Below are 25212 nucleotides of genomic sequence, written 5' to 3' on the forward strand. Positions count from 1 at the left end.
CCCTCCCCTCCCTCTCCCCTATAATGTCCCCCAATGAACACACCCAAAATCATCGCCATGGTCGGCATGGCCGGAGCCGGCAAGACAGCCGCCTCGAAAATGTTCGAGAACCACGGCTACACCCGCATCCGCTTCGGCGACGTTACCGACGACGAGGTTAAGAAGCGAGGTTTGCCTCTCAACGAAGCCAACGAGCGCGCCGTACGCGAAGCACTGCGTTCCGAACTCGGCATGGCCGCCTACGCCAAGCTGAACCTGCCCCGCATCGATGAAGCCCTTAAGACGGGACCGGTAGTTATCGACGGCATGTATTCCTGGGAGGAGTACCTGTTCCTTAAAGAGCGCTACGGCGACAACCTGGCGGTGGCGGCAGTATGGGCATCGCCCACAACCCGCACCCAAAGGCTCTCCACCCGCGCCGTGAGGCCGCTAACCCGGGAAGAGACCTTCTCCCGCGACAAGTCCGAGATCGAAAAGGTCTCAAAGGCGGGTCCGATCGCCGTGGCAGACTATATGGTAGTCAACAGCGGCAGTTTCGAGGAACTGCGGGCGCAGGTTGAAAATCTCATTCACGAATTGAAGTGCTGAAACCCCTCTCCTTCAAATCCTCTCCCACAGGGGGCGAGGAAAGAAAAAAACGATATGCAGATAAACAGACCCAACATTGACGAGTATTTCCTGAAGATCGCGGCGGTGGTTGCCGAAAGAAGCACCTGCCGGCGCCATCACGTCGGGGCGGTGGCGGTCAAGAACAAGCACATCCTGACCACGGGCTACAACGGCGCCCCGGCCGGCACCCGCGACTGCCTGGAACTCGGCTGCCTGCGTGATCAGAACAATATCCCCTCCGGGACCCGCCACGAGATCTGCCGGGCCGTCCATGCCGAGCAGAACGCCATTATCCAGGCGGCTCAGCACGGTGTGAATCTGGAGGGGTCGACGGTCTACTGCACCCATACGCCGTGCATCCTGTGCGCCAAGATGCTGGCTAATGTCAGGATCAAGCGCTTCGTCAGCTACGGCAAATACGCCGATGACAGCTTCATAGAATTGTTCAAAGAAGTTGGAATCGAGGTCGAGTTAAGGCCGCGGCCACCTGCCTGCATCGAGTTTCTGGATTAATTTGTCCGAATCCTCGCCTCATGTTCCCACGCTTGGCGGGCAAGAAGAAACATCACCTCTTACCGAGGGTTTCGAAAACTTCCCGCCATTCCTCTGGTAAAGAACAATTTGCGGGGCAGTCCTTGAACATCGGCAGAATCTGGTAGTTCTTATATCTCGCCAACCCGCATCCGATCCTGGTGATGAAGAACTTTTTTGCCGGATTTTTCCGGGCGTACTCGATGAATTCGGTGACCGATTTTTCGATTTCAGGCAAAGTCCTCGGTTTGAATATCAAGGTCTCCGTAGGAATTGCATAAGATTTGCCCGTAGGCCCGGCGCCGACTCCGGGTTCAGCGCCAAATCGTTCCCTGGCGACAAGCGCCGCCCCCGCGGTGTGAAGCCCCTTGAGGTTGCTGCCGAAAACAAAGATCTCCGAATCAGCGGGGAGGGTGTGGTCAGTGTGGTACTGCGCCATGTCCCATACTTCCTTTCCCTGTTTCGATCGGGTGATGCCAAATATTACAAAATATCACTTCATTAAACAAGAAAAAGATATTTAATAATTAATTCCGATCCACCAAAACAAAAGGAAAGGGCTGGCGCAGTGCGCCAGCCCTTAAGCACGATATTCTGTTATGTACGTGGTATTAGTTGACAGGATAGAACCGTACTTGAATTAACTTGGCGCCATCGTTCTGGAACTGCCAGAAGTAAGCCAGATCGGATAAGTTGTAGTCGTCGGTTACCCAGGCATCGAGGCCGGCCATGTAGTCGAAGACCCACATTCCAAGCCCGGGTTCGTAATTTGCTTCGCTGCCGGTCAGGAAATCGAAGGTGTCTTCTGTTGTATTCACGTAGAACAGGGTAGAGGCATCTGTCCAGGTCTTGTTCTTGCTGACGGTCACCGTCCCAACATTGATGTAGTACCAGAGTTGGCCGAGGTTGTCGTATGCTTCGACCCAGCCGTCGATCTGGACGTTGCCCGGGGTCTTGGGCATTTTAGCCTTCACGGCAATGTAAACACGATATTTGCCAGGCCCCAGTTGGAAGGATCCCTCGCCATCGGTGGCATTGCCGTCGAGAACAGCAAATTCAGAACCCTGGGTCATGTTGATTTTGACCCCGGCCATGGTCTCCTGGTCCAGGTTGTTAGGGGTATTCAGATTGAACGAGAAATCGGAGGTATCGGTTGGCACAAACATGGTGTGACGGTCGGGATTGTTATAGTCGCCCGGCATCGTCTTAGCTTTACCAATCAGGTTCAGATTGAAATGGGCACCGTTGAAGTCAATGCCTTTTGGTGCGGCTGAAACGGCTAGAGCTCCCGAAAGGACCATTACAAGAGCCATGGCAACCATGAGTAAAACCTTTTTCACTGTTTCTCCTCCATTTTTGTAATGGTGACTGTCCATGGGTCGTCGGGCGTTATTGATTGGCACCACCCCCTCCATTCATGAATATCCAGTTGTAATTTTGTAAATTCCTACCAATTATTTGCCCGGCAACAGTATTTTTCAAGATGCATTTAGTTTATCTAACCTACCCTAAAGTACCATTTTTGGTGATCTATAATTTTCATCAAAATGATGTCAACAAATCATGACATCCGATCGTAATTATGGTGTATATTTATTTAATTATAAAATATTATTTTGTATTTATCATAATAATTTCCGCAGTTCGCCCATATAATTGAGAAGAGACCTTAACGGCCTCTTCTCAATTATCAGAGAGTGTCCGGAACTATAATTCAGGGTGGAGATGAAAATCCGGAAAGGCTTCGCTTTAAAGGGAAAATAGTCCTCAGCTAAGGGCCGAAGATGTCCTCGATTTTTTTACCGAATAGCTCCGCCATCCTGAATGCCAGCGGCAGGCTAGGGTCGTACTTTTCCTTTTCGATGGCGATGATGGCCTGGCGAGAGACGCCTAAACGTTGAGCAAGTTCTTCCTGAGTCCAGTCACGTTCTGCCCGAAGCACTCGCAACCGGTTTTTCACTGGTAATGCCTCCAGGCGATGGTGTAGCCGATAACCAGCATTACTTCCAGAAAATAGCCGGCGTCGATGAACCGAAATGGCAAGCTCACGCCTGCTTCCATGAGAAACCCGACAAAGAAAATCACCGGCAGGGAGATCATAAAGGCAATAGACAATCCCTCGAGGATTATCCTTCTCTGGACCTCATCCTGGCTAAGGGTATATCGATAAGCCAGACTAACCTGGTAAACTAGAACGGCTACCGGCACCATACCGATAAGGATTCGGACGGCAAGGTTGGTGTGAACCAGCGCTAACAACGTTGCGGCAAAGACCCAGGCTACCGCCATCAACCCGGCGGTCACGTAGATGGCGGTATCAGTGACTCTGTTCTTCATATTCACCCTCCCCCAAGATTTTGAGACCATTGTAATGCTTTATTGCCATAATGTCAAGTATTATTTACATTTCGCTAGCCATTCCAAGTCTTTCTGGCGGTAACCGGAAATTTGTCCGAACTTACGCGAAGAGGATATGGCCGATGACCCCAACCAGAAACCCGAGGGTGAAAACAACCGCGGGAATCCGATTTTCCTTGATTCGAGCCTTAGGGGCAACCTCCTGGAAGACCAGGTAGAGGATGCCGCCGGCAGAGAACATCATGATAAAGGCGACCAGGGCGACTGTCCCGGTCAAAAAATAAAAACCGATCAAGGCGGCAACCACACCCACCAGACTGAATGGAGCCATGACGGCAAAGGTCCGTCGGCGGCTGAAACCGCTTCCGACAAATTCGAAATAAGCGCTATAGCTCTCCGGTAAATTCTGAAGGCCGATATATATAGCTAGCAGCAGTCCGGTAGCTTTGCTGGCGGAGAAGACAGCACCAAGGGCCAATGCCTCCGGAATAAAATCCAAAAGCATGACGAGAAATAAGGCCACGCGTCCGGTGCGTGACTTTATAAACCAGTTTAGAACCGCGAAGAAAAAGACCCCGATGACGAAGGCAACAATGATGCGGGGAATCCCCAAACCAGCTATCCCCTCGGGGACGAGGACGAGGGCTACGGCAGCTGTAATGATCCCGGCGCCGAAGGCTGTGATGCTGTGCAGGAATGTCGATCCGCTCTCGAGGACGCGAAAACCCGCCAGGCCCCATCCCAGGATGACAGTAACTCCGGAAGCGAAGGAGAAAAGGATGATCTCCAGGACTTCAGGCACGTGTTTCCTCCAGGACCGCCGTTTGTAGCGATCCAATTCAAGAGTAATCGTAAACGGTGCCGAAGGAAATACGTAGAAATACCTATTTTAGGTGTGTGTCCGACACCTTTTCCCTTTACGGGAAAAGACATGGTTATCGGGGCTGAGGATGAACGGGGTTTGACGACAAGATGCGGTTTTCGGCGGGCGGAGCCTAATCACCAAGTGCCTGTCGAACACCAGTCTGCTCTATCATTTCGGCGAGTTTTTGAACTGTGGTGAAGTCACGAAAAGAAATTGACCGATACACCGGCTTCGACATCAACCTGTTGAGGCGACTCCGGGTCCGGCCGCTTAAAAGTATTGAGAAATAAAGAACGCCCGGACCCTCTTTCACGGAGTCAATTCCTTCTTTGAGTTCCACCTCAGGTAGAACATCGCCGGGATCAAGCGGTTCACTGATAAAAGCAACGTAGCGACGTAAATCGTCGCGGCTGTGCCATGCTTCCGGGGCATTCTGGGCAACTTGTTTCAGCTGTTCCCGAGTTTTAACGATCACGAGGGTATCGATCTTGAATTTTGCTTTGAGCAAGTCTTCCAGTTTATGCCTGACAGTAGCAACATCATCGTTGGTTTCGAAAAGGATGTTGCCGCTCTGAATATAGGTTCGGACTTCTCTAAAACCGAGCCCATTCAACTCGGCCTTCAGGTCCGTCATGCTGACAAGACCCTTCCCGCCGACATTGACGCCCCGAAGTAGAGCTACATAAACCATATCACAAGTGTACCAGCAACAATCGCCAGGGAAAACATGCCGATTAAAGCCTCTGGAACCCGCTACCCGGCAATTTTACGGATTTTGAAGGGGGTGTTTGCGGGGGTAAGATTTACATTGGAGGAAATGTATGAGAGGCTGAAATATGGCAGAGACACAGAAACAACGCGACATTGTAAACGAATTCTTCAAATTAGTGACGGCCCAAAAATTCGATGGCATATTGAGACTCTGTTCTCCGGACTGCCAGATCCACAACCCTTATGTCACGGGTACAATGGCGGATCTGACAAAGGCGATGGCAGCCGCAAATAAAGAAGGTCGCGCCCAGAACCCTGATGCCGGTTTTTAGGTCCGTTACGTTATCGTCGAAGGAAATATGGCGGCGGCATATACGCAATTGTTGAACGATAAGGCCAAACCATCGGCCGGCGGCCTGAGGCAGGTACACCTTTTCCGTTCGATGGCGGCAGGATAGCCGAGTACTGGGACATCACCCAGCAGATAATGCCAGACATGCCTAACGCGGGAGGGTCGTTCTGAGGTCGATCCAAGACATAGCTTCCTCAGACATCTATCCGAGGTGGAGGAGAAGAAGAAGGCCGGAACAAATCCGGCTTTCTTCATATATCCGATTATCAAAAATATTTTTACCGACCGTGTTGCTGTTGACTGTTGGGAAAAAGGGAAGAAGGGGATATTTTTCTAAGTTTTGGAACCGCAGTCATTGAATGGACGTTCAAAAAGCTATTGACACCGGGAATATAATTTTACATCAGATAACAATTCGTGACACATTTTGTTGGTTTGGAGAAGTTTCAATGATCAAGGCAATCGTCGGGTTCAGAAAGAAGCCAAACGCAGACATCAAACCCCTACTGCAAAGGATGATGTCTTACGCCGGGTCGTTTAGCGGCTTCTCGAAGGTCGAGTGCATCGAAATGCTGCCGGAGCGCTCGGTCGTCGCCCTGGTTTACGAATGGAAAAGCCTCGACGACTGGAAATCATGGGAACTCTCCAGGGTAAGAAAGCAACTGATGGAGAGCGCCGAGCAACTTCTCGTGGATAAACCTCATGTCACCGTCTACAAGGAAGAGCCCATGCCCGGATGGACCTACACTGCGCTGAAACAAGACCGGCAACTGGCTGGCGTGGCGTAACCCCGAGAACCCGATAAAAGCTTCGTTGCAAAGGAAGGAACTCCTCCCCTTCTAGGGCGCAATGTTCTGGGTGGACAATACCGCCGTGTACACCACCCTGAAACTGTCATAATCTACGGCTACCTGTTTCTGATAAACCACACTGGTCCCGATAAGAGTTACTGTCGCCGCAGGGTACCACAGGGCATTCGGGTTGATATACTCAGGCACCCCCTTCAGCGCAGCATCTTCATCTAGCGTCCAGACGGTGGCAGGTACCGCATTTTCATCCCAGATGATTGCCAGCCATTCAAACTTTGAACCCAATAACTGGTAGACCGGCCCCTGGGCGATGAGGGTGAGAAGCGATTTGTCCTCGGCGGTCAGAGTAACCGGCGTGGGCAGGCCGAGAATGCCGTCCGGGCGTTTGCCCTGGGCCGGCCAATTGATTGACGAAGGCGACGGGGTAGAGGATGTTTCACTCGCGGGTGAAGGCGTTCCGACACACCCCGCCATGAGCGTGATCGCTACGACTGAAATAACGGCGACCTTCAGAATCCGACACCAGTTCGTGTTCATATCCTGAATAATATAACGCCGAGGCTTTCAAAATACGAGCCACGGAAACCGGCTCATCCTCGAAATTTTGGCAACCATATTTAATTGTAATTACTGAAAAGTTACAATAAAAGTGGTTCCCGTGTGCGCAAACTATTTCGCACTTCGGTCGTTATCATGGTTGGCAGGCTAAAAGATGAAACGTCGAGCGCACAAAATCCTGAGATGCTGGTTGGCGATCGGAATCTCCCTGGTGTCGATCTCCTTGTTTGGAGGCTGCAAAGGGGCGACTCAGACCCCGGCTTTGATAACCTTCAACGATCTCGTCAGCCAACCGGCTTCGTACAATAACCGGGCGGTCACCGTGGAGGGCTACTTCTTTGCCGGCTTCGAAATCTCCGCCCTTTCATCCGGACTCGTCCCGTCTATATATGATCCGGCACGCCTCACCCCGGTCCAACCGCTCATCTGGATAACCGGGGACCTGGGACAGTCGGTTTATCAGAATCTGCAGCAGCAGTCGGACACGCCGTCAGGCTATCCCGAAAAGTTCGGCCACATTCGACTTACCGGGTTATTCCAGCAAGGAAAGTTCGGGCATCTAGACGCCTATAACTTCCAGATCAGTGTGACCCAGGCGACGATTTTACCCTAGCGGCTGCTACGGTCCGAGATACTGGCCATGCCAAGAATGGTACCAGACCTGCCCCGTATAGCCATTCACCGACAGCATACCGTAGGTCCTGCCATTCAGCGTGAAATCGAGCGTGTAGTAACCGTAGAACTGCGACACGTCCGATACCTTGGACCCCTTGAGATAGCCATCGAGGAACGATTGGGCGTAGGCCTGGGCTTGTGACGGCGATACGGTCATCGGAGTGGCATTTGAAGCCGCCCCCCACAGGACACCCGACATCATGCCATATTTGGTGTTCCACATTACGCTGGGCCCCGGCTCAGGGTAAAGATCGCCGGTGTACGGATCGACCAACGCCTCGAATCCGTGAAGGCCGGTGCTGCTTTCAACGTAATCGACGTAGAAGTTGTACTGGAACTCCATGATCTCGCCGAGCTTGAAACCGAGATCGGTTCTCGATTGGATAAAATTGTTGGCGATAGTCGTGGCCTGGGCCAGCGTCATCCTCTGGGCGTTAGGCTGGTAGATGCCGCTTCCCGGACCCATCATTCCGCCGATGCCGATCATCCCTCCGGGGCCGTAACCACCCCCGGGATAATAAGTCCCCGGCGGCAGCGTAGTTATCGGCGGTGTGGTCGTGGGCGGCGCAGTCGTTTGATTGGTTGTGGTCGTCGGGTTGTTATTGACGCAACCCGCTGCGGCCAGCGCAAACAACATTAAAGCCGAAGAAACCGCAATGTAAACGCCTTTCATCTTCATCTAACACCATCCTCAAAGTGAACGCTTAACCTGTCACCAAAAGCATAACACCCGTTGTTCTGAGGTCAAAAAGAAGGAGACCCGGCTTTCGCCGGGTCTCCTCTATTCGGTTTTCTATTCAGTTTTCAGCTAGTGACAGGAAGCGCACAACCCCTGGTATGCCGGCAGCGTCATGTGGGTCTTGATCAGGCTGCCGGTGGGAACCGCCGGTAGAGCGGGAGCCGGGGTAGTCGCGGGCGGAGGCGGCGTGGTCACCGTCGGCACCGGGGTAGGAATTGGAGTCGGAGTAGGAGTCGGTACAGGCACCGGGGTGGGGATGGGAACCGGCGTGGTCGTGGGGACGGGCGCCGGAACCGGATCAGGAACCACCGTCGGAACGGGAGCCGGAACAACAACAGTCGGAACCGGAGCGGGGGTGGTGGCGGGTACCGGAGGGACGGTCGTCGGTCCGGCGGTAGTCACCGCCGGAACCGTGGCGGGTTCAACTACGGGAGCGGTGGTGCCGGGAATCAGGGCTGCAAGATTACTATCATCGGCAACCGGGGCGGGCGTGATCGTCGCAGCATCGAAGGAAACGGGGACGGGAAGGACAATCGTAGCCGGGCTATCGTTATTGAAAAGGAGACCGGCGGCGCTTCCGATCCACAGGGTGCAAAGCGCGACAACCGTGGTGATGAGTGTTTGGCGTTTCATTTTTCCTCCATTCAGGTCGTATCTGGGGTGTTATGTTAAGTCTAGCCGGGAAAAGCCTTTTCGAACATTCCTCAAAATAGGTATTTTTTAAGGAATCCGAGTAATCCTTTTGGGTATCAAAGCTGAAACTTGAAGCTATTTGAGGCTATCCCGGGGAATTTGAGGGTGGTTATTGTCTGACGGGGTTATGCGGTTCAACTTTGCGTGGCTATTTTAATACTTTGGGCTGAGGACAAATATGACGAATGTCACACCGATCCAAGCTATCAGGCTTCAGCGGTCAGCTTTCAGCGTCGTTACAGTGAAGGTCCATGAAGCGTCATGCCATCACGGCAGCATCGATAAACGTCTGGCCGAGGAACTGGCCGTTGACCCAGAGCTGGAAATCGTAGCGGCCTTCGGCGGTAATGGGGAGAGGTGGATACTGAAGGTTAAGCTCGACCGTGCCGAGCTTGTCCTTGGCGGTAAATTCGCCCTTGGCCTCGGCGAGGGTCTCGCCGGTGTTAGAGTAAACGTATTTGGCCTGGAACTGGTAGTTGCCCTCGGCCTCGGTCAGCTTGGCGTAAAGGGAAACGGGCCGCTGGGCGGGAAACTGCTTGACGTGGACTTTATCGAAGATGCCGATCAGGGAGATTTTCCCGGTGGTAGGGTCTTTCATCGCCACATCGCAAACAAGCGCGGCGATGAGTACCGGTTTGACCTGGCTTAAGGGTCTGAATTCAGACATAGAGTTTTCGGCTTTCAACCACAACGTTACGACGCATTTTAAGCATCCCGACCAACTTTAATCAACCGGTCCCAACCGCCTTCTTGACAAGTGCGGTTATCCGCGCCTCTTCGGCGGCGGTCAACTCCATCAAAGCGTATGAGGTCGGCCACATATTGCCTTCGTCGAGCTTCGCGGCGTCCTGGAAGCCGAACGTCGAGTATCTGGTTTTGTACTTGATCCCGCTCTGAAAGAAGCAAACTACCTTGCCGTTTTTGGTCGCCCAGGCGGGCATGCCGTACCACGTTTTTGGCGTCAAGCCGGGGGCGGCAGCCTTGACGATGGCGTGCAGCCGCGTGGCCAGGGACATGTCCGGCTCAGACATTTCGCCGATCTTGGCCATCACGGCGCCTTCCCCCTCCGCCGCCTTGCCCGCCGCCAACTCTTCAAGGTGTTCCCTCAGTGAGGCCTTTTCGCCTTCCGATAACTGGGCAACTTTCTTTTCAGCCACGGCCTTCTCCTTGTGGTATATGAACTCGATTTAACTGTACCCACCTGACCCGGTTAGGTCAAACAGATCCCACCTTTTGTCTCCCCGGGCCGACATGGTAGATTAAAGGCTGAAATCCGAGGCGTTTTCGGCGCCCGTCTCCGACCAGGATGGAGGACTTTTCCATGCCCAAACATAAGATCTATACCATGCCCGTCGCCGAGGTGTATCCCCATTACATTGCCAAGGCCGAGAGAAAGGGGCGCACCAAGACCGAAGTCGACGAGATCATCCGCTGGCTAACCGGGTACAGCCAGATCGAGCTGGAGGCGGTTCTTGAAAAGAGGACCGACTTCGAGACCTTCTTCGCCGAAGCGCCCCACCTCAACCCCTCCCGCACCCTTATCAAAGGCCTGATCTGCGGCATCCGGGTAGAGGACATCGAAGAGCCGACAATGCGGGAAATCCGCTTTATGGATAAGCTGGTTGATGAGTTGGCACAGGGGAAAGCGATGGAGAAGATTTTACGGCCGAAGACCTGTTAGTATGATATATTCCTTCAAAGTTGGCATTTTACCAGAAGCCACACTCAGTCATTTTTCAAATGTAGAAGCCAATTTTTTGTCTGCGACCTCTTCGTTTCGGAAGAGATATTATTCCAAGGAAGGTTAGAATCAACGGCATACCAACAATGCCCCAAAATGTATATGTATTCCACCCTAGTGGCGCGCTCATGTTGCGTGAATAGTCGTAAACAACGTCAATCGGATCTCCCTGTTTAAGTGGCTTATATAAATTATAAGAAAGCGAATGCGTTGCCGTCCACGATCTGCCATCGTTCGCTGTAAACGCATATGTAACGCGGTAGTCAGTTGAATACCTGCCTGTCGAGACCGCTTTCGTGCTAACTACCACCGCTGTAGCATGTGTTCCTGTGTTTAAAAAAACAGCTTCCTGAATATGCATATATAAGAAATATGAGAACCACGCAACAGCGCCAATAAAAAATAGTACAGGAACAACCATTGTGGGAAGATGGAAATTTGGGAAGAAACGACGTTTTTTCCTTTCTGTAGTGTTTACAACTTCGTAATTGATTTTTTGGTTAGTGCTACCAGCGGTCAGCAACTAGTGGAAAGGCGGGGCTATCCTCCCCGGCGCCTTGTCGTTACAAACAGATGAGCGCAGGTGTTACCATCGTAATATTTCTAAAGAAATTGGATACAGGCCGGAAAACTCGTGCTATAATACCGGCAAATTCGGAAGTACGTTTGGAATGTCAGGAGGGTAAAGCAGGCAGATGAAGATTAAAACGTTGTTAAGGGTGTTCCCCGCTCTGATAATTGCTGCGTCGATCGCGATCGGAGTGTTCATTTCTCCGGTGTCCGCGGTTAGTTCGGCACCGATAACAGGACACGTAGGCTCCACGGTGACCTTTAGTACAGATCCGACCCCGGTAACAGGGACTAATTATACTGTCCATTTTATTGGTATCGATGCCGGAAACAACAGTATAAATGTGACCGTGATCCAGTCGACGGTTATACCGACAAATGGATTCGTTTCCGGGAATTTCCCGGTTCCCGCAGTACCCAAAGGGAACTATAAAATAAGCGTGCTTGGGGATGGCAACCCGACAGCGGTAGATGTAGGTAATTTTGCCGTAACTCCTTCGATCACATTATCCACAATCTCCGCCACGGCAGGAACGCCAATAATCGTTTACGGTAGCGGATTTGGAGCCAATCTAGCCGTAAACATCTATTTTGGGACAACCCAAACTACAACCGGTACCCCATTGATGACTGTGAGCACAACGCAGAATGTTAATGGATCATTCACTAGCAACCCATTTAATCTCCCTCAAACTCCTTACCTGCCTGTCCCCTACTACATAACTGCCTTCGACTCAGCATCGAATATCGCCAGCACCCAATTCGCCATTCTTTCAAGGATTATCAGTCTTTCCCAAGAAGCCGGAGCTGTAGGCGATTCGGTTACTGTTAACGCCGACGGCTTCACCGCCCTTGGTTCGGTCAGTGTCTTCTTTGACAGCATCACCAACACCCCGCTGGTCACAGTGGCCGCCAACTCCTTGGGTGCCATTCCAGCCACAAGTATAGTGATCCCGCCTGCTACCAGAGGACAGCATACCATTTATGTCCGGGACAACACCTACACCACGGTTTTTGCGCTAAAAGCCTTTACCATCAACCAGTCCAAGATCATCCTCAGCCCGGCCTCCGGCCCGGTTGGGACGGTAATGACGGTCAACGGCACCGGGTTCGCCGACAGCGTTGTCGTCGGATTCGAATTCGACGGCACGGCGATCACCGGCGCCACGGTCACCACCGATACCAAGGGCAGCTTCTCCAAAACTATCACCATCACTAACTCACCCTCCGGCGTCCACGTGATAACCGCCAGGGTGACTACAGACGCCGCGATGTTTGCCCAGGCCAACTTCACGGTGTCCTCCAAGATAACCGTCAGCCCGACAACGGGCAAAACCGGCGACTCTGTCACCATCAGCGGCACAGGCTTCTATCCCAACGGTCAGATAACCCTGGCTTATGATGCCATCGCCCTGCCCACCGCGCCGGCCACGCTTACGGTCCTGCCCGACGGCACTTTCAGCGGCATATTCACCGTCCCCGGCGCTGTCGAGGGCTCCCATACCATCATCGCCGCCGACGGACTGGGCAACGTTGCCACGACAGCCTTTTCTTCATCCATAACCGCCAGCATCTCGCCGGATACATCGGCTACGCCGGGCTTTGTCGGCCAGGACATCACGGTCACCGGCAGCGGCTTCAAACCTAATGCGACTATCACCGTCAAGCTTGAGGAAAACTCAGTGGCCACCGGCACATCGAACACTTCCGGCGCTTTCACCATTACCTTCAAAGCTCCGGTTATCGCCAAGGGCGCCCATCCGGTGACGGTGTCAGACGGACAGACGACCAAACCGTTCACGTTCACTATGGAAGGCACGGCGCCGGCCGGACCGACCCTGACCGAACCGGCATCCGGGATCAAGGCCAAGCAGCCTATCACATTCACCTGGGGCGCCGTCACCGACCAGTCCAACCCGGTGACCTACAAACTAGAAGTGGCTACCGACGCCAACTTCACCACCCTTATCCTTTCCAAGGAAGGCCTGACCACCACCAGTTACACCACGACCGAGGCTGAGGAACTGCCGACTGTCTCAAAGAAGGTCCCGTACTACTGGCGGGTTATCGCCACGGACGCCGCGGGCAATGTCGGATCCCCCAGCACCGCCAATTCCTTCGTCGTCGGCTTCTCCTGGGCGGACGTCCCGGTGTGGGTGTGGGTGACCGTCGGCTTCTTTGCCGTGATCATCATCGGGGGCGGGGTGTACCTGCTGCTGATGAGACGCCGGTCTTCATTCTAGGGATTAATTTCTGAACCCAAAGAAGCCCCCGATTACCGGGGGCTTCTTTTTTGCCCGCTGATTCGCGTCCGCCCGGTTCGCCTGAGATCGATTTAACCGGTTGTTGAAGTCCGGAGTATAATGTTACGTACTCTTCTCCATGATCCTTGTAACCCCGAATCCGGAGAACGGAGACCCGTTTGGAAACCCTCAGGCAAAGCGGAATCGACATTATCGGCAACGTGCCCTGGGGCACGCGTTTCTGTCAGTTCTATCAATCCAGGCAAGACCTGATCGACACTCTGGTGCCGTATTTCCGGTCGGGGCTTGAAAACAACGAGTTCTGCATGTGGATCACCTCCGAACCCCTGGATGTCGCCGAGGCTAAAGCCGCCCTGTCCGAAGCGGTACCCGACCTGGATTCAAGGATCGCCTCCGGCCAGATCGAGATCCTGTCGCACCGGGACTGGTATCTGATCGGCGGGACGTTCGATTCAAATCGCGTCCTGGCAGGGTGGGTCGACAGGCTGAATAAAGCCCTCGACAACGGGTTCGAGGGGCTGCGGCTGACCGGCAACACCTTCTGGCTGGAAAAGGACGACTGGGACGGCTTTACCGATTACGAGCGCGCCGTCGATTCGGTCATCGGCCAGTACAATATGCTGGCGCTGTGCACCTACTCGCTGGAAAAATGCGGCGCGACCGAGATCATTGACGTCATCAAGAACCATGAATTCGCCCTGATCCAGCAAAAAGGCCAGTGGCAATTGATCGAAAGCTCAGCCCACCGGGAGACCCGCCAGGCGTTGCAGCGGCAGCAGGAGCAGATCGTGGCTACCTACCGCTCGATGCGCGAGGGACTGTGCCTGCATGAACTGGTCTTCGATGATTCGGGGAAAGCCGTGGATTATCGCATCCTCGAGGTAAACCCGGCCTTTGAGTCTTTCACCGGCCTGAGCCGTTCCCAGTCGATGGGGAAAAAAGCGTCGGCGCTCTACGGCACCGGAAAGCCGCCCTATTTCGACATTTACGAAAGAGTGGCCTTAACCGGCAAACCGGAATCCTTCGAAACGTATTTCCCGCCCATGGGAAAGCACTTCAGCATTTCAGTCTTTTCGCCGGGCAAAAACCGGTTCGGCACCATCTTCAGCGACATCACCGAGCGCAAGAGCCAGGAATCCAGCCAGGCCCTCCTGACCGGGATCCTCAAGATACTAAACCGGCATGACCCGCTCGAGGTGATTATCGGCGACACCCTCCGCCTGATCCAGAAGGCGACGGGCTTCGAGGCTGTCGGCCTGAGGCTGTCCATGGGGGAGGACTATCCCTATTTCGGCATCGAGGGCTTTTCCGATGAGTTCATCAGGGAAGAAAATTTCCTGTGCCGCAGGGGCGGCGACGGACAGGTCATCACCGGCGCGGACGGCCGTCCGAACCTGGAATGCACCTGCGGCCTGATCCTTTCGGGACGCGGCCTTCCGGATATGCCTTGCTTTACGCCCTCCGGAAGCTTCTGGACCAACCATTCATCGGATCTGTTAGCCCTGACCCCAGAGGAGGACCCCCGGATTAAACCCCGTAACCGGTGCATCCACACAGGTTACATGTCTGTCGGCCTGTTCCCGGTGACGGCGGGTAATGAAATCGTGGGGCTGCTGCAGTTGAACGACCGGCAGCCGGGGCGTTTCACCCCCGACCAGGTGAGCTTCTTCGAGAGTATCGCCGCCAATATCGGCATGGCGCTGCAGCGGCTTTCGGCCGAGGAGCAGCTGCAACAGGCTAAAGGCAACCTGGAAGCCAGGATCCACGAGCGCACCTCGGAACTGGCGCGGGCCCACTCTTACGTACGAAGTCTACTAGAGGCTTCAGTGGATCCGCTGGTCACCATCAACCCGGAAGGCAAGATCACCGATGTCAACCAGGCAGCCGTCGAAGCCACAGGCGTTGAACGCGACATGCTCATCGGAGACGATTTCTGCGGCTATTTCACCGACCCCGAAAAGGCGCGGCAAGCGTATCTGAATGGTTTCGCGCAGGGGTTGGTGACCGGTTATCCGCTTACCATCCGGCGTGCAGATGGCAGGTTAATCGATGTTCTTTACAACGGTTCGGTTATCCGTGACCTGGACGGTAATGTCAGCGGGGTTTTCGCCGCCGCCCGCGATGTTACCGACCTTAAACAGGTCGAACTTGAACTCCGGGAACAGGTGGAGCTTCGCCGACGGGCAGAGGAAACGGCGCGGGCCCTGTCCAACCGCCTCATGGGCGTCCAGGAGACCGAACGCCGCGCCATCGCCCGCGAACTGCACGATGAGATCGGCCAGGGACTGACCGTGGCCAAGCTGATGGCGGGCCGGGCCGACCGGCAGGCCCCCGAGGAACTTCATCCCATCCTCAAGGACCTTTCCGACCAGATCGGCAACATCATCCGTGACGTGAGAAACCTTTCGCTGTCGCTGCGCCCCAGCGTGCTTGACGAACTGGGACTGGTGCCCGCCCTGGAGTCGTTGTTCAAACAGTTGCAGACCCAGGCCGGGCTGAAGGTATTTTTCGAATGCCAGCTGCTGCCCCAGATGCCCATCGACCAGGCCACCGGGGCTTTCCGCGTCGTCCAGGAGGCGCTGACCAATGTCCTGCGCTATTCCGGGGTCAAGGAAGCCTGGGTCAGCATCAAAAATGGGGGAGACAGGCTGTTCGTTGGCATCCGGGATAACGGCCGCGGTTTCGACCCTTCATTGCTGCAGCCGGGACAATCCACGGGTTTGTCAGCGATGCGGGAGAGGGCGGCCCTCCTGGGGGGTAGTTGTGAGTGCGTTTCCGCCCCAGGCAAGGGGACGGTCATAACGCTGACCCTGCCCATTAACGCAACCGTCAATCCCTGAAGTCAGCCCATTTTTCCCGGAGCCAGCAAACATAATCCCAATCGCGGGAGTTGCCACTGCGCCTGTACACGGCAAGACAACCGAATCAGGACGTTTACATGGGTGTGACAAATGACCAACAACCTTGTCATTCCCCGCGCAGGCGGGGAATCCACATTGCCATGGATTGCACTACGTCTACATTATGGCAAGCCAACCCAACGAAACATCTCTACATCGGAGTGACCAATGACCTGATCCGCCGGGTTTACGAGCATCGGAATGACCTGGTCGATGGCTTCACAAAGAAGTATCGCGTACACATGCTGGTACATTTTGAACAATGCAACGACGTCACAGTGGCAATTTGGCGCGAGAAACGGTTAAAAAAGTGGAACAGGGCTTGGAAGAAACAACTCATTGAATCTGATAATCCCGAGTGGCGAGACTTGTATCCCGAACTAGCAGGTGACGTGGATTCCCCGCTATAGCGGGGAATGACAAACCTTTGGGGGCGATGCTCAACGGCGAGTTGGTTTGCTCAGTGTTTCCAGGAGTGCCTCGAGTTCTTCCACGGCGCCCGGCGCGCCGGAGAAACTGCCCTCAGCGTCGACGGTCAGATTCCAGAGTTTTTCGAGCCCCTCCTGGCAGTCTTTCTTATCGGCGTCGGCGTTCCATTGGATGCAGGATTCGGGCTTGAATTTGTGGACGCGGCAGAAGAAAACCCGTTTGTCCGGCTGTTGCTCCAGAAAAACGCAATGTCCCTCCCGGTGGCGCAGCAGCACCGTCCTCGTCCCCGGCCAGGCGCCGTCAAGATAATCGTTCTCGAAAATATCCCATTCAATTTTCAATTTTTCAGCGATGCGGTGCGCTTCATTCACCGTCATCTGGACCTGGTACTTGGAACAGCACACGCCGCAGCAAAAGCACTGGAAAGAACCTTCACCGGACACATGTCACCTCATATTAAAACGCCTGGGATTTCACCCAGGCCTGTCGACATCGACAGAAATATTATAGGTTAACCGATGGATGCTGTCATTTTCTTGCCACGGCGCAGGCAAACGATGTTATACTAGCGATACAGGCGATCATTCGACTCTCTGAAGAAAGGTAAAGCCGCATGATCAAAGAGGTTGTAATTCCCCTCGACGGCTCGGCGGAGGCGGAAATAACCGTCCCTTACGGCATGGCGCTGGCTCAGAAACTGGGCGCTCAGCTTGATTTTGTCAGCGTCGACGAAACCGGCGCCGCCGATACCGGCAACCTGTACCGGAATTATCTCCGCCACCTCGACGAACGCTTAAAAGCCAAATATCCCGGCCAGCGAGCCTGGCAAACCCGCCTCCAGAACGGTAAAGCCGCCGAGGAAATCCTGCGGTTCATCGAGGAACACGTAGCCGACCTGGTCATCCTTTCAGCCCACGGGGCTTCGGGACGCGGCTCGGCGCTGGTAGGCAAGGTTGCCAACAAGATCATGACCGGCACCAATAAGCCGGCGCTTCTCATCAAATCTCCGCCGCCTGAGAATAGACCGCTCATCAGTAAAATCCTGGTTCCCCTCGACGGATCCGGCATTGGGCAAGCCGCCCTGGATATCGTCAGCCAGCTGGCGCCGGCCTTCAACGCCGAGGTTGTGCTTACCCAGGTTGTCGAACCCGTCCGGTACCTGCCGAGCGTTGACGGTATGGGCGCCTATACCCTCCCCATAGATGACGCCGAGATCGAAGCGGACGCCACCACCTTTTTGAACCGCCGCGCCGAAGCCCTGCGCCAAAAGGGCATCACCGTGTCTACGGTGGTCAAAACCGGGTCCGCCGCCGAACTGATCATGAATTATGCCCGGGATAACCAGGTGGACCTCATTGCCATGTCAACCCATGGCCTGTCCGGTCTGACGCGGTGGGTGTTCGGTTCTGTCACAGAAAAGATTGTCGTTTACGGTACAACCCCGGTGCTGGTGGTGCATCCGCCGGGCGGATAAATCCGAAAGCACGAAGCACGAAATACGAAACAAATCCCCGTACCAATTTTTCGAAGACTAACGGTCCGGTGACTTATTTTGCACCGGTCCCGTAATAGTGTTTCTCAGTCCACATGGCAGTCCGGAACATCTTGAAACCCGCGACTCCGAACATTGTCTCCATTCGTTCGGCAGATATTCGTATATTGAGCGGCGGGCCGTGGCTTTCATAATCCGGCCGCCACTCTACTGCCAGTAAAATGCCGCCCGGTTTCAGGAGCCGATAGGCTTCAGCCAGCAATTTTTCAGGATGCCTGGTCTCGTGCAAAATGAACGCCGTAAGGCAGAAATCCGCAATGCCGTTTTCAAGGCCGGTCCCGATGAAATCCGCTTTAATCGTAACCACATTCCCCGGTGGATTGCGGGACCCAAGGATACCCAGCATTTCAGCGCTGTCATCAACGGCAAAAACTTTGCCACTGTCTCCGGCCATGCCGGCCAATGGCAGCGTAAATGTCCCGGTGCCGCATCCCAGGTCGACGCAGACCATTCCGGTTTTCACCCCGCCGATGTCGCGCAGAAGATCGGGAATCCTCAACTCTGCGATGCGGCCGGGATTATCCAGGCGGGCGGCTTTGGATATGTCAAAATGGGCGTCGGTCATAGTTTATCATAGCAGTTTCGGCACAAAGGTTTTGCCATTGTGGTCTTATGGGATTTTCCGCAACTGTGACAAAATTCTGCAGGGTAATCCACATTTTTCCATTTAGACCAAACTGCGTAGCAATCTGGACAATACGGTTTCTCTGGGTCAAAGTCGATTTTGCTACCACACTTAATGCAATGACCTTGTTCTGGACCAAAAATCCCGGACAAAGCAGCCGCCAAACCACCAATTACTTTATCTGTTGAACTCTGCTTTTTTGAGTCGGTAATCTGGACTCGGGGTTTTGGATTGTGATTAACCCTAGTGGGGTTTTCACGAATAAAAGCAATAGACAATTCTTTAGGTTTATATGTTGTGGTTTTAGGGCTTTCATGGGGAACAGCCGAGCCCGTGATGAAATTCGCTTCTTTAACCGCTTCATTGAAAAGTGTGGAGTCAGCATCATTTTTAAGCAAAATGCCCATCTCATAGTTGTTTTGCTGTGAATAATCATGAAGGTTCAGTGAGGTAATCACCATACAAGACTCGTTGTAGAAGCACTTGGCGTGTAGTTCTTTAAGATACCTCAAATCTAAGTGCTTAAGATTTAATAGTTCTTGTAAGGTATCCTCCTTCAAATCGTCTTTACGGCAAACAATGATAGTATTTCCACCATTTTTGTCGTAATACATTAACCTTTGCATCAATTGGGAAGGCATTTTAATGTAAGGAGTTATGAGCACCAGTTGGTGTTGCGCTTTCGCGACGATATCGGTAATGGCAGCATAGGCGTTTTGGGTGTTTAGAAATTCGGCCATTTTTAACTCCCAGGCAATCCCTTGGGCTTTTGTATATACCAAACTAGCCAGAAAATGCAAAACGTGGCTATTGATTAATTGTCACCGATATTACCTAATTACGATTATTTCCCCTTCTTCCCCGCCCGTTTCTCGACGCTTTGCCGATAAATCAGCGCAATCGATTTACCGTGATGCGTCATCCGGTTTTTCTGCGCCTGGCGCTTCTTTTCCCGGCGCTCCTGGCGGGTTTCCGAGTAACCCTGATCGTTATCGCCTGGCACGGGGCTTGGCCTCCGGTTCTATCAATTCACGTTTCAATTCAACAATCCGGTCGCGCAAGAGCGCCGCCCGTTCGAAGTCCATGATCTTGGCCGCCTTCTTCATCTGGGTGTCGAGTTCACGAATGAGACGAGCCAGGTCCTCCTTAGTCAGAGGCATGGCTTTGTAAGACTCGGCTGACTGCTCGGCTACCACCGCCTCGGCGGTGCGGATTCGTTCGGTGATATCCTTGATGGCTTTGCGGATGCCCTGCGGTGTGATGCCGTGCTCGGCGTTGTAGGCTTCCTGCACTTCACGCCGGCGCTTGACCTCGGCGATGGCCCGCTCCATGGAGCCGGTCATATTATCAGCGTACATGATAACCCGGCCGTCGACGTGGCGGGCAGCACGACCCATTGTCTGGATGAGCGCCCACTCGGAACGGAGGAAACCCTCCTTATCGGCATCGAGGATGGCAACGAGAGAGACCTCCGGAAGGTCCAAGCCCTCACGGAGAAGGTTGATGCCGACGACCACGTCGTAGACACCCAATCGAAGATCGCGCAGTATCTCCACCCGCTCGAAGGTTTCAACCTCTGAATGCAGGTACTGGGTCTTGATCCCTGATTCGGCAATGTATTCCGATAAAGTCTCCGCCAGTTTCTTGGTCAGTGTGGTCACCAGACAGCGCTCGCCCTTCTCAACCCTCAGTTTAATCTGGTACAGCAGGTCGTCGATCTGGCCCTCAGTCGGTTTCACCTCGATAATGGGTTCGAGGAGTCCGGTCGGCCGAACGAGTTGCTCGACAGTGTTCTGAGAATGTTCCTTCTCGTAAGGCCCGGGCGTCGCCGAGACGTAAACCACCTGCTCGAAACGCTGCCGGAATTCGGAAAAGTTCAAGGGCCGGTTGTCCATGGCCGACGGCAGCCGGAAACCGTAATCGACAAGGACTTCCTTACGTGCCCGGTCTCCGTTGTACATGCCCCGGATCTGGGGCAGCGACATGTGGGACTCATCGACAAACAGGATGAAATCCTTGGGGAAATAATCCAGCAGCGTCCATGGCGCCGAACCCGCCGGCCTGCCGGAGAGGTGCCGGGCATAATTCTCCACGCCGTTGCAATAACCGGCTTGTTCCAACATCTCAATGTCGTATTCGGTGCGCTGTTCCAACCGGGCGGCTTCGAGGAGTTTACCTTCTTTCTTCAGTTGCTCCACCCGCTGCGCCAGCTCCTCCCGGATGGCCTGGATAGCCTTGACAAGCTTTTCCGGCGAGGTGACGAAATGCTTGGCCGGGTAGATATCCACCATCTTGAGCTCTTCCAGCATCTCGCCGGTAAGCGGATCTATCCTCACCATGCGCTCGATCTCATCGCCGAAGAATTCGATCCGCAGAGCCGTTTCCTCGTAAGCCGGGTGCAGTTCTAGCGTATCTCCCCGCAGCCGGAACTTCGACCGCGAAAAATCGAGGTCGTTTCGCTCGTATTGCATATCGACCAGTTTGTGCAGGATCTCTGCCCTCGGGTACCGCGCCCCTTTTTCGAGATTCAGAACGAAGCGCATGTATTCTTCAGGTTCGCCGAGGCCGTAGATACAGGAAACCGAGGCGACGATGATGGTGTCCCGGCGCGACAGGAGCGACCTGGTAGCGGCATGCCGGAGCTTGTCGATCTCGTCGTTGATGTCGGCATCTTTTTCGATGTACATATCCTTGGATGGAACGTACGCTTCAGGCTGGTAGTAATCGTAGTAGCTGACAAAATATTCGACGGCGTTGTTGGGGAAAAACTCCCGGAACTCGGCGTAGAGCTGGGCCGCCAGGGTCTTGTTGTGGGAAATGATCAGCGCCGGGCGGCCGCAGCGGGCGATGATGTTGGCCATAGTGAAAGTCTTGCCCGAGCCGGTGACGCCGAGCAGGGTCTGGTCCTTAAGACCATCGGCGAGGCCCTTGGTCAACCCCGCCACCGCCCCAGGTTGATCACCCATAAGTCCAAAATCGGAAATAAGATTGAATTCAGGCATTTTTCGTGTAGGGGCGGGTCGTTGACCCAACCTTTCTCTCTGTCCGCGGATTCTCTTCATCATCTGCCCAACCGACCGGGTTGGTCTCGATGTAATCGTAAATAGTGTTCAGGTCTTGTTCGTCCCGGATGATATGCTCGAAATAGTTTCGTTGCCAGACCGGGGTACCACGATTCCCGAGTTTCTTATTGCATCGGTTAGCCGAAAAACTTTTGGCAAATCTTACAACTTCAGATAGCTGAATGGTGTTACGATTATCGGCTGTTTGATTGATAATAACTATCGCGTGTACGTGGTTGGGCATGACAACACAGGAACCTATCTCGACCGATGGATAATGGGAAGGCAGCGCATCAATCACATCCCGGACAATACTACCCAATTCATTCAAATACATTTTACCGGCAACGACGTCACCGAATAAACTCGTTCGGTTATTAGTACAAAACGTGACAAAATACGCCCCGGGCTGGTAATAATCGTACCCTTCGAGGCGAATCGAACGTCTATGGTGGATTTTTAATTTACTATTCGGCATTTTCGTCATCTTATGTAGGGGCGGGTCGTTGACCCGCCCCGGGCAGGTTAAAAACCTGCCCCTACGAAATCAACATTATCCGGGAGATGTTCCTTATCCATATAATTTCCTTTTCGGTGGGAATGATGTCATCGAGTAATCAAACCCCTCGAAATGGATCGAGCATCTATGGTGGATTTTTAATTTACTATTCGGCATTTTCGTCATCTTATGTAGGGGCGGGTCGTTGACCCGCCCCGGGCAGGTTAAAAACCTGCCCCTACGAAATCAACATTATCCGGGAGATGTTCCTTATCCATATAATTTCCTTTTCGGTGGAAATGACGTCACCGGATGATCAAACCCTTCGAGGCGAATCGAACGTCTATGGTGGATTTTTAATTTACTATTCGGCATTTTCGTCATCTTATGTAGGGGCGGGTCGTTGACCCGCCCCGGGCAGGTTAAAAACCTGCCCCTACGGGCACCGACGAACGATTCGAAATGGTCTTGAATTCAGGCATACATTAAATTATAAGACATTTGGGCGATTATGTAACGGCATCAAATCGGTTGGAAAAACAAAAGAGGAGACCACAAGGGCCTCCTCTTCGTATCCCATTAAATTCGACTAGGTGATGTTAGCGCCTGTTAACAATGTAGCCGCCGCATCGACCGGGATGTAATCGTAAATCCCGTCCGCTATGCCGAGCGAGGCGATTCCGACCAGCTTCCCGTCCATGGTGAACAGGCCGCCGCCGCCGCTGCCTTGGGCGATATCAGCATCGCTCTGGATGAAGTAGTTGGCCGGTATGTCGGTACGCAGCGCCGATACGATCCCGGTGTCGAACGTCGCCGGGCCGTGCAGTTCATCGCTTAAGGGGTAACTGGCCGAGATCACTATCTGTCCGTTCTGAAGGGTGCTCATCGATCCCCGGGCTGCCGCTGGAAAATCCGTTCGCGTCGAAGTCAGTTTGATCAGCGCCAGGTTGTTTACGGTATCGGTGGCGCTCAGCGTCCCGGTGAACTGTTCGCCGGTAGACAGGGTGACGGTGATTGATCTGGCACCGGTGACATTATGCAGTACGGTGAGGACGTATCCGTTGGAACTTACCAGCACGCCGGAAGCAAAACCCCTGAGGCCCGTACCGGTGGCATTGATCTTGACGACGACCGGGTTAATCGAATTCATCACCGTGCCGTATTTTGAGGCCGCGGAAGACGTCTGGGAGGTCAGCTTGTCCACCGCCGCCTGAACCGCCGCCAGGGCTGTCTGAGCCTGGGTATTGCTGCTTTGAAGGGATGCCAGGCCACTTTGCATCGAGGTATTGGCGGAGGTCAAATCCGAGATCTTTGCCTGGTCGGAATTAATTGTGCTGGCCGCCCCAAGGTTGAAAGCGGCAAAAACGCCGTTGGCAACCAGAAGTACGACGACAATAGCGATTGAAGCTGGATTTTTCATATCATTTCAACCTCTCCTTCTTCAATTACACTACTTTACCGAACTCTGGATGAGGGCTTTGACAGCGTCGATCGGTATGGCGGTGTTGATACCGGTGGCAAACCCGTATGACGGGATGCCGACAAGCTTGCCGTCAAGGGTGAACAGCCCGCCGCCGGAGTTGCCCGGGTTGATGTCGGCATCAATCTGAATGTAGTCAAGGGTGAAAGCCGGGTTATCAGTATTGCCGGAAGGGAGGTTGCGTATTGCCGAGACCACGCCGGCGTTGAAGGTGGCGGGACCGAAGGCGGCATTGGGGGCGAAGAGATCGGAGCCGAGCGGGAAGCCGCAGGTCAGGATTTCCTGGCCGATGACCACCGAGGCCGAAGAGCCAATGGTTACCGTCGGCAAGTCGGTGCGGGTGGTGTTCATCTTGAGAATGGCGGCATCGAGGTCGGCGTTGCTGTTAACCAATGTGGCCGTAAACTTCTCACCCGTTTTCAATGTAACGGTTATCGACGTCGCGCCTGCGATCACGTGCTGGTTGGTCAGGACATAACCGTCGGAGCGGATAATGGTGCCTGAACCGCTGGCGCCGCCGGTACGGTCGGTAACCTCTATATACACTACCTGGGGTTCGATCAGCTTGGCGGGCGTGACAAAATCAGTGGTCGTGGGGGTCGGAGTGGTGGTGCCGCTCAGCTTGGACACGGTCTGCTGCAGCGCTGCCAGATTGGCACTCAACGTATTGGCCGCAGTCTGCTGCTGAGCGATAGAGGATTGAAGGGAGGTGTTAGCGCTTTGAGCTGAGGTCAGGTCGGTATTGGCCGTGTTCACCTTGGAATTTGATTGAATAGCCAGCGCGCCGTTGCCTACGGTGGCAAGAGCCAGGATGACGATGAGGACGGCGACGAGAGCGTTGCTTCCCGATCCGTGCGATTTTCGCGGCATGGGTTCCATGCGTTCGGGCGCCGGTTGAGAAGGCGCGGGCTGCCGCATTGCCGCGGGATGCGTTTCCGGTGCCCTCATCTCTTCCGAAGGATTTTGTTCCGGCATGTTCGACGATTCCATTTCCATTTCCAATCTCATCCTTTCCAATATTCTTGTAAAATTACGACTTATTTACCCTCTTTTTCTATTATGACATTTTTATTTTGTCACGCAATAGTGGATAAATTATGTGCGATTCGTGGGAACTTTGAGGTCAAGCGATTTGAAAGACCTCGAAGAAATGAATTCTCAACCGTTACTGCGTCCGGTTGCTGAGGCAA

At 53.8% G+C, this 25212-nt stretch carries 29 protein-coding genes; 10 read left to right on the forward strand and 19 right to left on the reverse strand.

The genetic code is table 11. From position 1 onward, the window contains the following. Nucleotides 1–33: 33 nt before the first annotated feature. Entirely contained in the window at nt 34–588 is a 555-nt protein-coding gene (locus Dform_RS10150) for an AAA family ATPase (RefSeq protein ID WP_076004863.1), read from the forward strand. A 60-nt stretch (nt 589–648) separates the two neighbouring features. Next, complete coding sequence (locus Dform_RS10155) at nt 649–1122, forward strand: deoxycytidylate deaminase (protein ID WP_076005148.1); 474 nt, start codon at nt 649–651, stop codon at nt 1120–1122. A gap of 52 nt (nt 1123–1174) precedes the next feature. Here Dform_RS10155 and Dform_RS10160 read toward each other — a convergent pair whose 3' ends face one another. From Dform_RS10160 to Dform_RS10185, 6 genes are all read right to left on the reverse strand, one after another. After that, nucleotides 1175–1579 carry an A1S_2505 family phage non-structural protein gene (locus Dform_RS10160; protein ID WP_076004864.1) on the reverse strand — a complete coding sequence of 135 codons (405 nt, stop codon included), beginning with the start codon at nt 1577–1579 and terminating at the stop codon, nt 1175–1177. A 172-nt stretch (nt 1580–1751) separates the two neighbouring features. Next, nucleotides 1752–2480 carry a hypothetical protein gene (locus Dform_RS10165; RefSeq protein ID WP_076004865.1) on the reverse strand — a complete coding sequence of 243 codons (729 nt, stop codon included), beginning with the start codon at nt 2478–2480 and terminating at the stop codon, nt 1752–1754. Between the two features lie 431 nt (nt 2481–2911). After that, nucleotides 2912–3100: a helix-turn-helix transcriptional regulator gene (locus tag Dform_RS10170; protein ID WP_076004866.1), complete on the reverse strand. Its 189-nt coding sequence runs from the start codon at nt 3098–3100 to the stop codon at nt 2912–2914. Beyond that, nucleotides 3097–3477, reverse strand: coding sequence for a hypothetical protein (locus Dform_RS10175; protein WP_076004867.1), 381 nt, complete (start codon nt 3475–3477; stop codon nt 3097–3099). The genes Dform_RS10170 and Dform_RS10175 overlap by 4 nt, the downstream gene beginning before the upstream one ends. Nucleotides 3478–3598: 121 nt before the next feature. Beyond that, nucleotides 3599–4300 carry a ZIP family metal transporter gene (locus tag Dform_RS10180; protein ID WP_076004868.1) on the reverse strand — a complete coding sequence of 234 codons (702 nt, stop codon included), beginning with the start codon at nt 4298–4300 and terminating at the stop codon, nt 3599–3601. Between the two features lie 193 nt (nt 4301–4493). Next, a complete protein-coding gene (locus Dform_RS10185) occupies nt 4494–5054 on the reverse strand; it encodes a DUF1697 domain-containing protein (RefSeq protein ID WP_076004869.1) in 561 nt (186 codons plus the stop codon). A gap of 145 nt (nt 5055–5199) precedes the next feature. Here Dform_RS10185 and Dform_RS10190 point away from each other — a divergent pair, with 145 nt between their 5' ends. Then, a complete protein-coding gene (locus Dform_RS10190) occupies nt 5200–5406 on the forward strand; it encodes a nuclear transport factor 2-like protein (RefSeq protein WP_076004870.1) in 207 nt (68 codons plus the stop codon). Nucleotides 5407–5875: 469 nt separating this feature from the next. Further along, nucleotides 5876–6214: an antibiotic biosynthesis monooxygenase family protein gene (locus Dform_RS10195; protein WP_076004871.1), complete on the forward strand. Its 339-nt coding sequence runs from the start codon at nt 5876–5878 to the stop codon at nt 6212–6214. Nucleotides 6215–6265: 51 nt separating this feature from the next. Here the strand turns inward: Dform_RS10195 and Dform_RS10200 are convergent, their stop codons facing one another. Then, nucleotides 6266–6772: a hypothetical protein gene (locus Dform_RS10200; protein WP_076004872.1), complete on the reverse strand. Its 507-nt coding sequence runs from the start codon at nt 6770–6772 to the stop codon at nt 6266–6268. Between the two features lie 211 nt (nt 6773–6983). On the opposite strand from Dform_RS10200, the gene Dform_RS10205 reads away from it, so the two are divergent. Then, on the forward strand, nt 6984–7406 hold the full coding sequence (locus Dform_RS10205) for a hypothetical protein (protein WP_145925586.1): 423 nt from the start codon (nt 6984–6986) through the stop codon (nt 7404–7406). Nucleotides 7407–7412: 6 nt separating this feature from the next. On the opposite strand, the gene Dform_RS10210 is transcribed toward Dform_RS10205, so the two are convergent. From Dform_RS10210 to Dform_RS10225, 4 genes are all read right to left on the reverse strand, one after another. Further along, entirely contained in the window at nt 7413–8147 is a 735-nt protein-coding gene (locus tag Dform_RS10210) for a hypothetical protein (protein WP_083635445.1), read from the reverse strand. Nucleotides 8148–8276: 129 nt separating this feature from the next. Next, entirely contained in the window at nt 8277–8840 is a 564-nt protein-coding gene (locus Dform_RS10215) for a hypothetical protein (protein ID WP_076004874.1), read from the reverse strand. Nucleotides 8841–9159: 319 nt separating this feature from the next. Continuing rightward, on the reverse strand, nt 9160–9567 hold the full coding sequence (locus Dform_RS10220) for a DUF6941 family protein (protein WP_076004875.1): 408 nt from the start codon (nt 9565–9567) through the stop codon (nt 9160–9162). 61 nt (nt 9568–9628) lie between these two features. Then, complete coding sequence (locus tag Dform_RS10225) at nt 9629–10057, reverse strand: DUF1801 domain-containing protein (RefSeq protein WP_083635446.1); 429 nt, start codon at nt 10055–10057, stop codon at nt 9629–9631. 164 nt (nt 10058–10221) lie between these two features. Here Dform_RS10225 and Dform_RS10230 point away from each other — a divergent pair, with 164 nt between their 5' ends. The 4 genes from Dform_RS10230 (at nt 10222) to Dform_RS10250 (ending at nt 16785) form a co-directional block, all read left to right on the forward strand. After that, nucleotides 10222–10581, forward strand: coding sequence for a DUF2200 domain-containing protein (locus Dform_RS10230; protein ID WP_076004877.1), 360 nt, complete (start codon nt 10222–10224; stop codon nt 10579–10581). A gap of 755 nt (nt 10582–11336) precedes the next feature. Beyond that, entirely contained in the window at nt 11337–13454 is a 2118-nt protein-coding gene (locus tag Dform_RS10240; protein ID WP_145925587.1) for a hypothetical protein, read from the forward strand. 179 nt (nt 13455–13633) lie between these two features. After that, nucleotides 13634–16315, forward strand: a complete 2682-nt coding sequence (locus Dform_RS10245) for an MEDS domain-containing protein (RefSeq protein WP_076004880.1) — start codon at nt 13634–13636, stop codon at nt 16313–16315. Between the two features lie 161 nt (nt 16316–16476). After that, nucleotides 16477–16785: a GIY-YIG nuclease family protein gene (locus Dform_RS10250; RefSeq protein WP_425481065.1), complete on the forward strand. Its 309-nt coding sequence runs from the start codon at nt 16477–16479 to the stop codon at nt 16783–16785. 30 nt (nt 16786–16815) lie between these two features. Here Dform_RS10250 and Dform_RS10255 read toward each other — a convergent pair whose 3' ends face one another. After that, a complete protein-coding gene (locus tag Dform_RS10255) occupies nt 16816–17247 on the reverse strand; it encodes a YkgJ family cysteine cluster protein (RefSeq protein WP_076004881.1) in 432 nt (143 codons plus the stop codon). A gap of 170 nt (nt 17248–17417) precedes the next feature. On the opposite strand from Dform_RS10255, the gene Dform_RS10260 reads away from it, so the two are divergent. After that, nucleotides 17418–18278: a universal stress protein gene (locus Dform_RS10260; protein ID WP_076004882.1), complete on the forward strand. Its 861-nt coding sequence runs from the start codon at nt 17418–17420 to the stop codon at nt 18276–18278. Between the two features lie 73 nt (nt 18279–18351). Here the strand turns inward: Dform_RS10260 and Dform_RS10265 are convergent, their stop codons facing one another. The 7 genes from Dform_RS10265 to Dform_RS10290 form a co-directional block, all read right to left on the reverse strand. Then, nucleotides 18352–18921, reverse strand: a complete 570-nt coding sequence (locus tag Dform_RS10265; protein ID WP_076004883.1) for a class I SAM-dependent methyltransferase — start codon at nt 18919–18921, stop codon at nt 18352–18354. Next, nucleotides 18918–19721, reverse strand: a complete 804-nt coding sequence (locus Dform_RS10270; RefSeq protein WP_145925588.1) for a phospholipase D-like domain-containing protein — start codon at nt 19719–19721, stop codon at nt 18918–18920. The genes Dform_RS10265 and Dform_RS10270 overlap by 4 nt, the downstream gene beginning before the upstream one ends. A 104-nt stretch (nt 19722–19825) precedes the next feature. Beyond that, nucleotides 19826–19984 carry a hypothetical protein gene (locus Dform_RS11490; protein ID WP_192846588.1) on the reverse strand — a complete coding sequence of 53 codons (159 nt, stop codon included), beginning with the start codon at nt 19982–19984 and terminating at the stop codon, nt 19826–19828. Further along, entirely contained in the window at nt 19971–21983 is a 2013-nt protein-coding gene (gene uvrB, locus Dform_RS10275; protein WP_076004885.1) for an excinuclease ABC subunit UvrB, read from the reverse strand. Before uvrB ends, Dform_RS11490 begins: the two co-directional genes overlap by 14 nt. After that, nucleotides 21976–22521: a transposase gene (locus Dform_RS10280; RefSeq protein WP_099092378.1), complete on the reverse strand. Its 546-nt coding sequence runs from the start codon at nt 22519–22521 to the stop codon at nt 21976–21978. Before Dform_RS10280 ends, uvrB begins: the two co-directional genes overlap by 8 nt. A 610-nt stretch (nt 22522–23131) precedes the next feature. Then, complete coding sequence (locus Dform_RS10285; protein ID WP_076004887.1) at nt 23132–23962, reverse strand: S1C family serine protease; 831 nt, start codon at nt 23960–23962, stop codon at nt 23132–23134. Between the two features lie 30 nt (nt 23963–23992). After that, the gene (locus Dform_RS10290) at nt 23993–25018 is read right to left on the reverse strand and encodes a S1C family serine protease (protein WP_076004888.1); all 1026 of its coding nucleotides are present in this window, start codon (nt 25016–25018) and stop codon (nt 23993–23995) included. Nucleotides 25019–25212: the final 194 nt, after the last annotated feature.

Source organism: Dehalogenimonas formicexedens, from assembly GCF_001953175.1.
Lineage (GTDB): Bacteria > Chloroflexota > Dehalococcoidia > Dehalococcoidales > Dehalococcoidaceae > Dehalogenimonas > Dehalogenimonas formicexedens.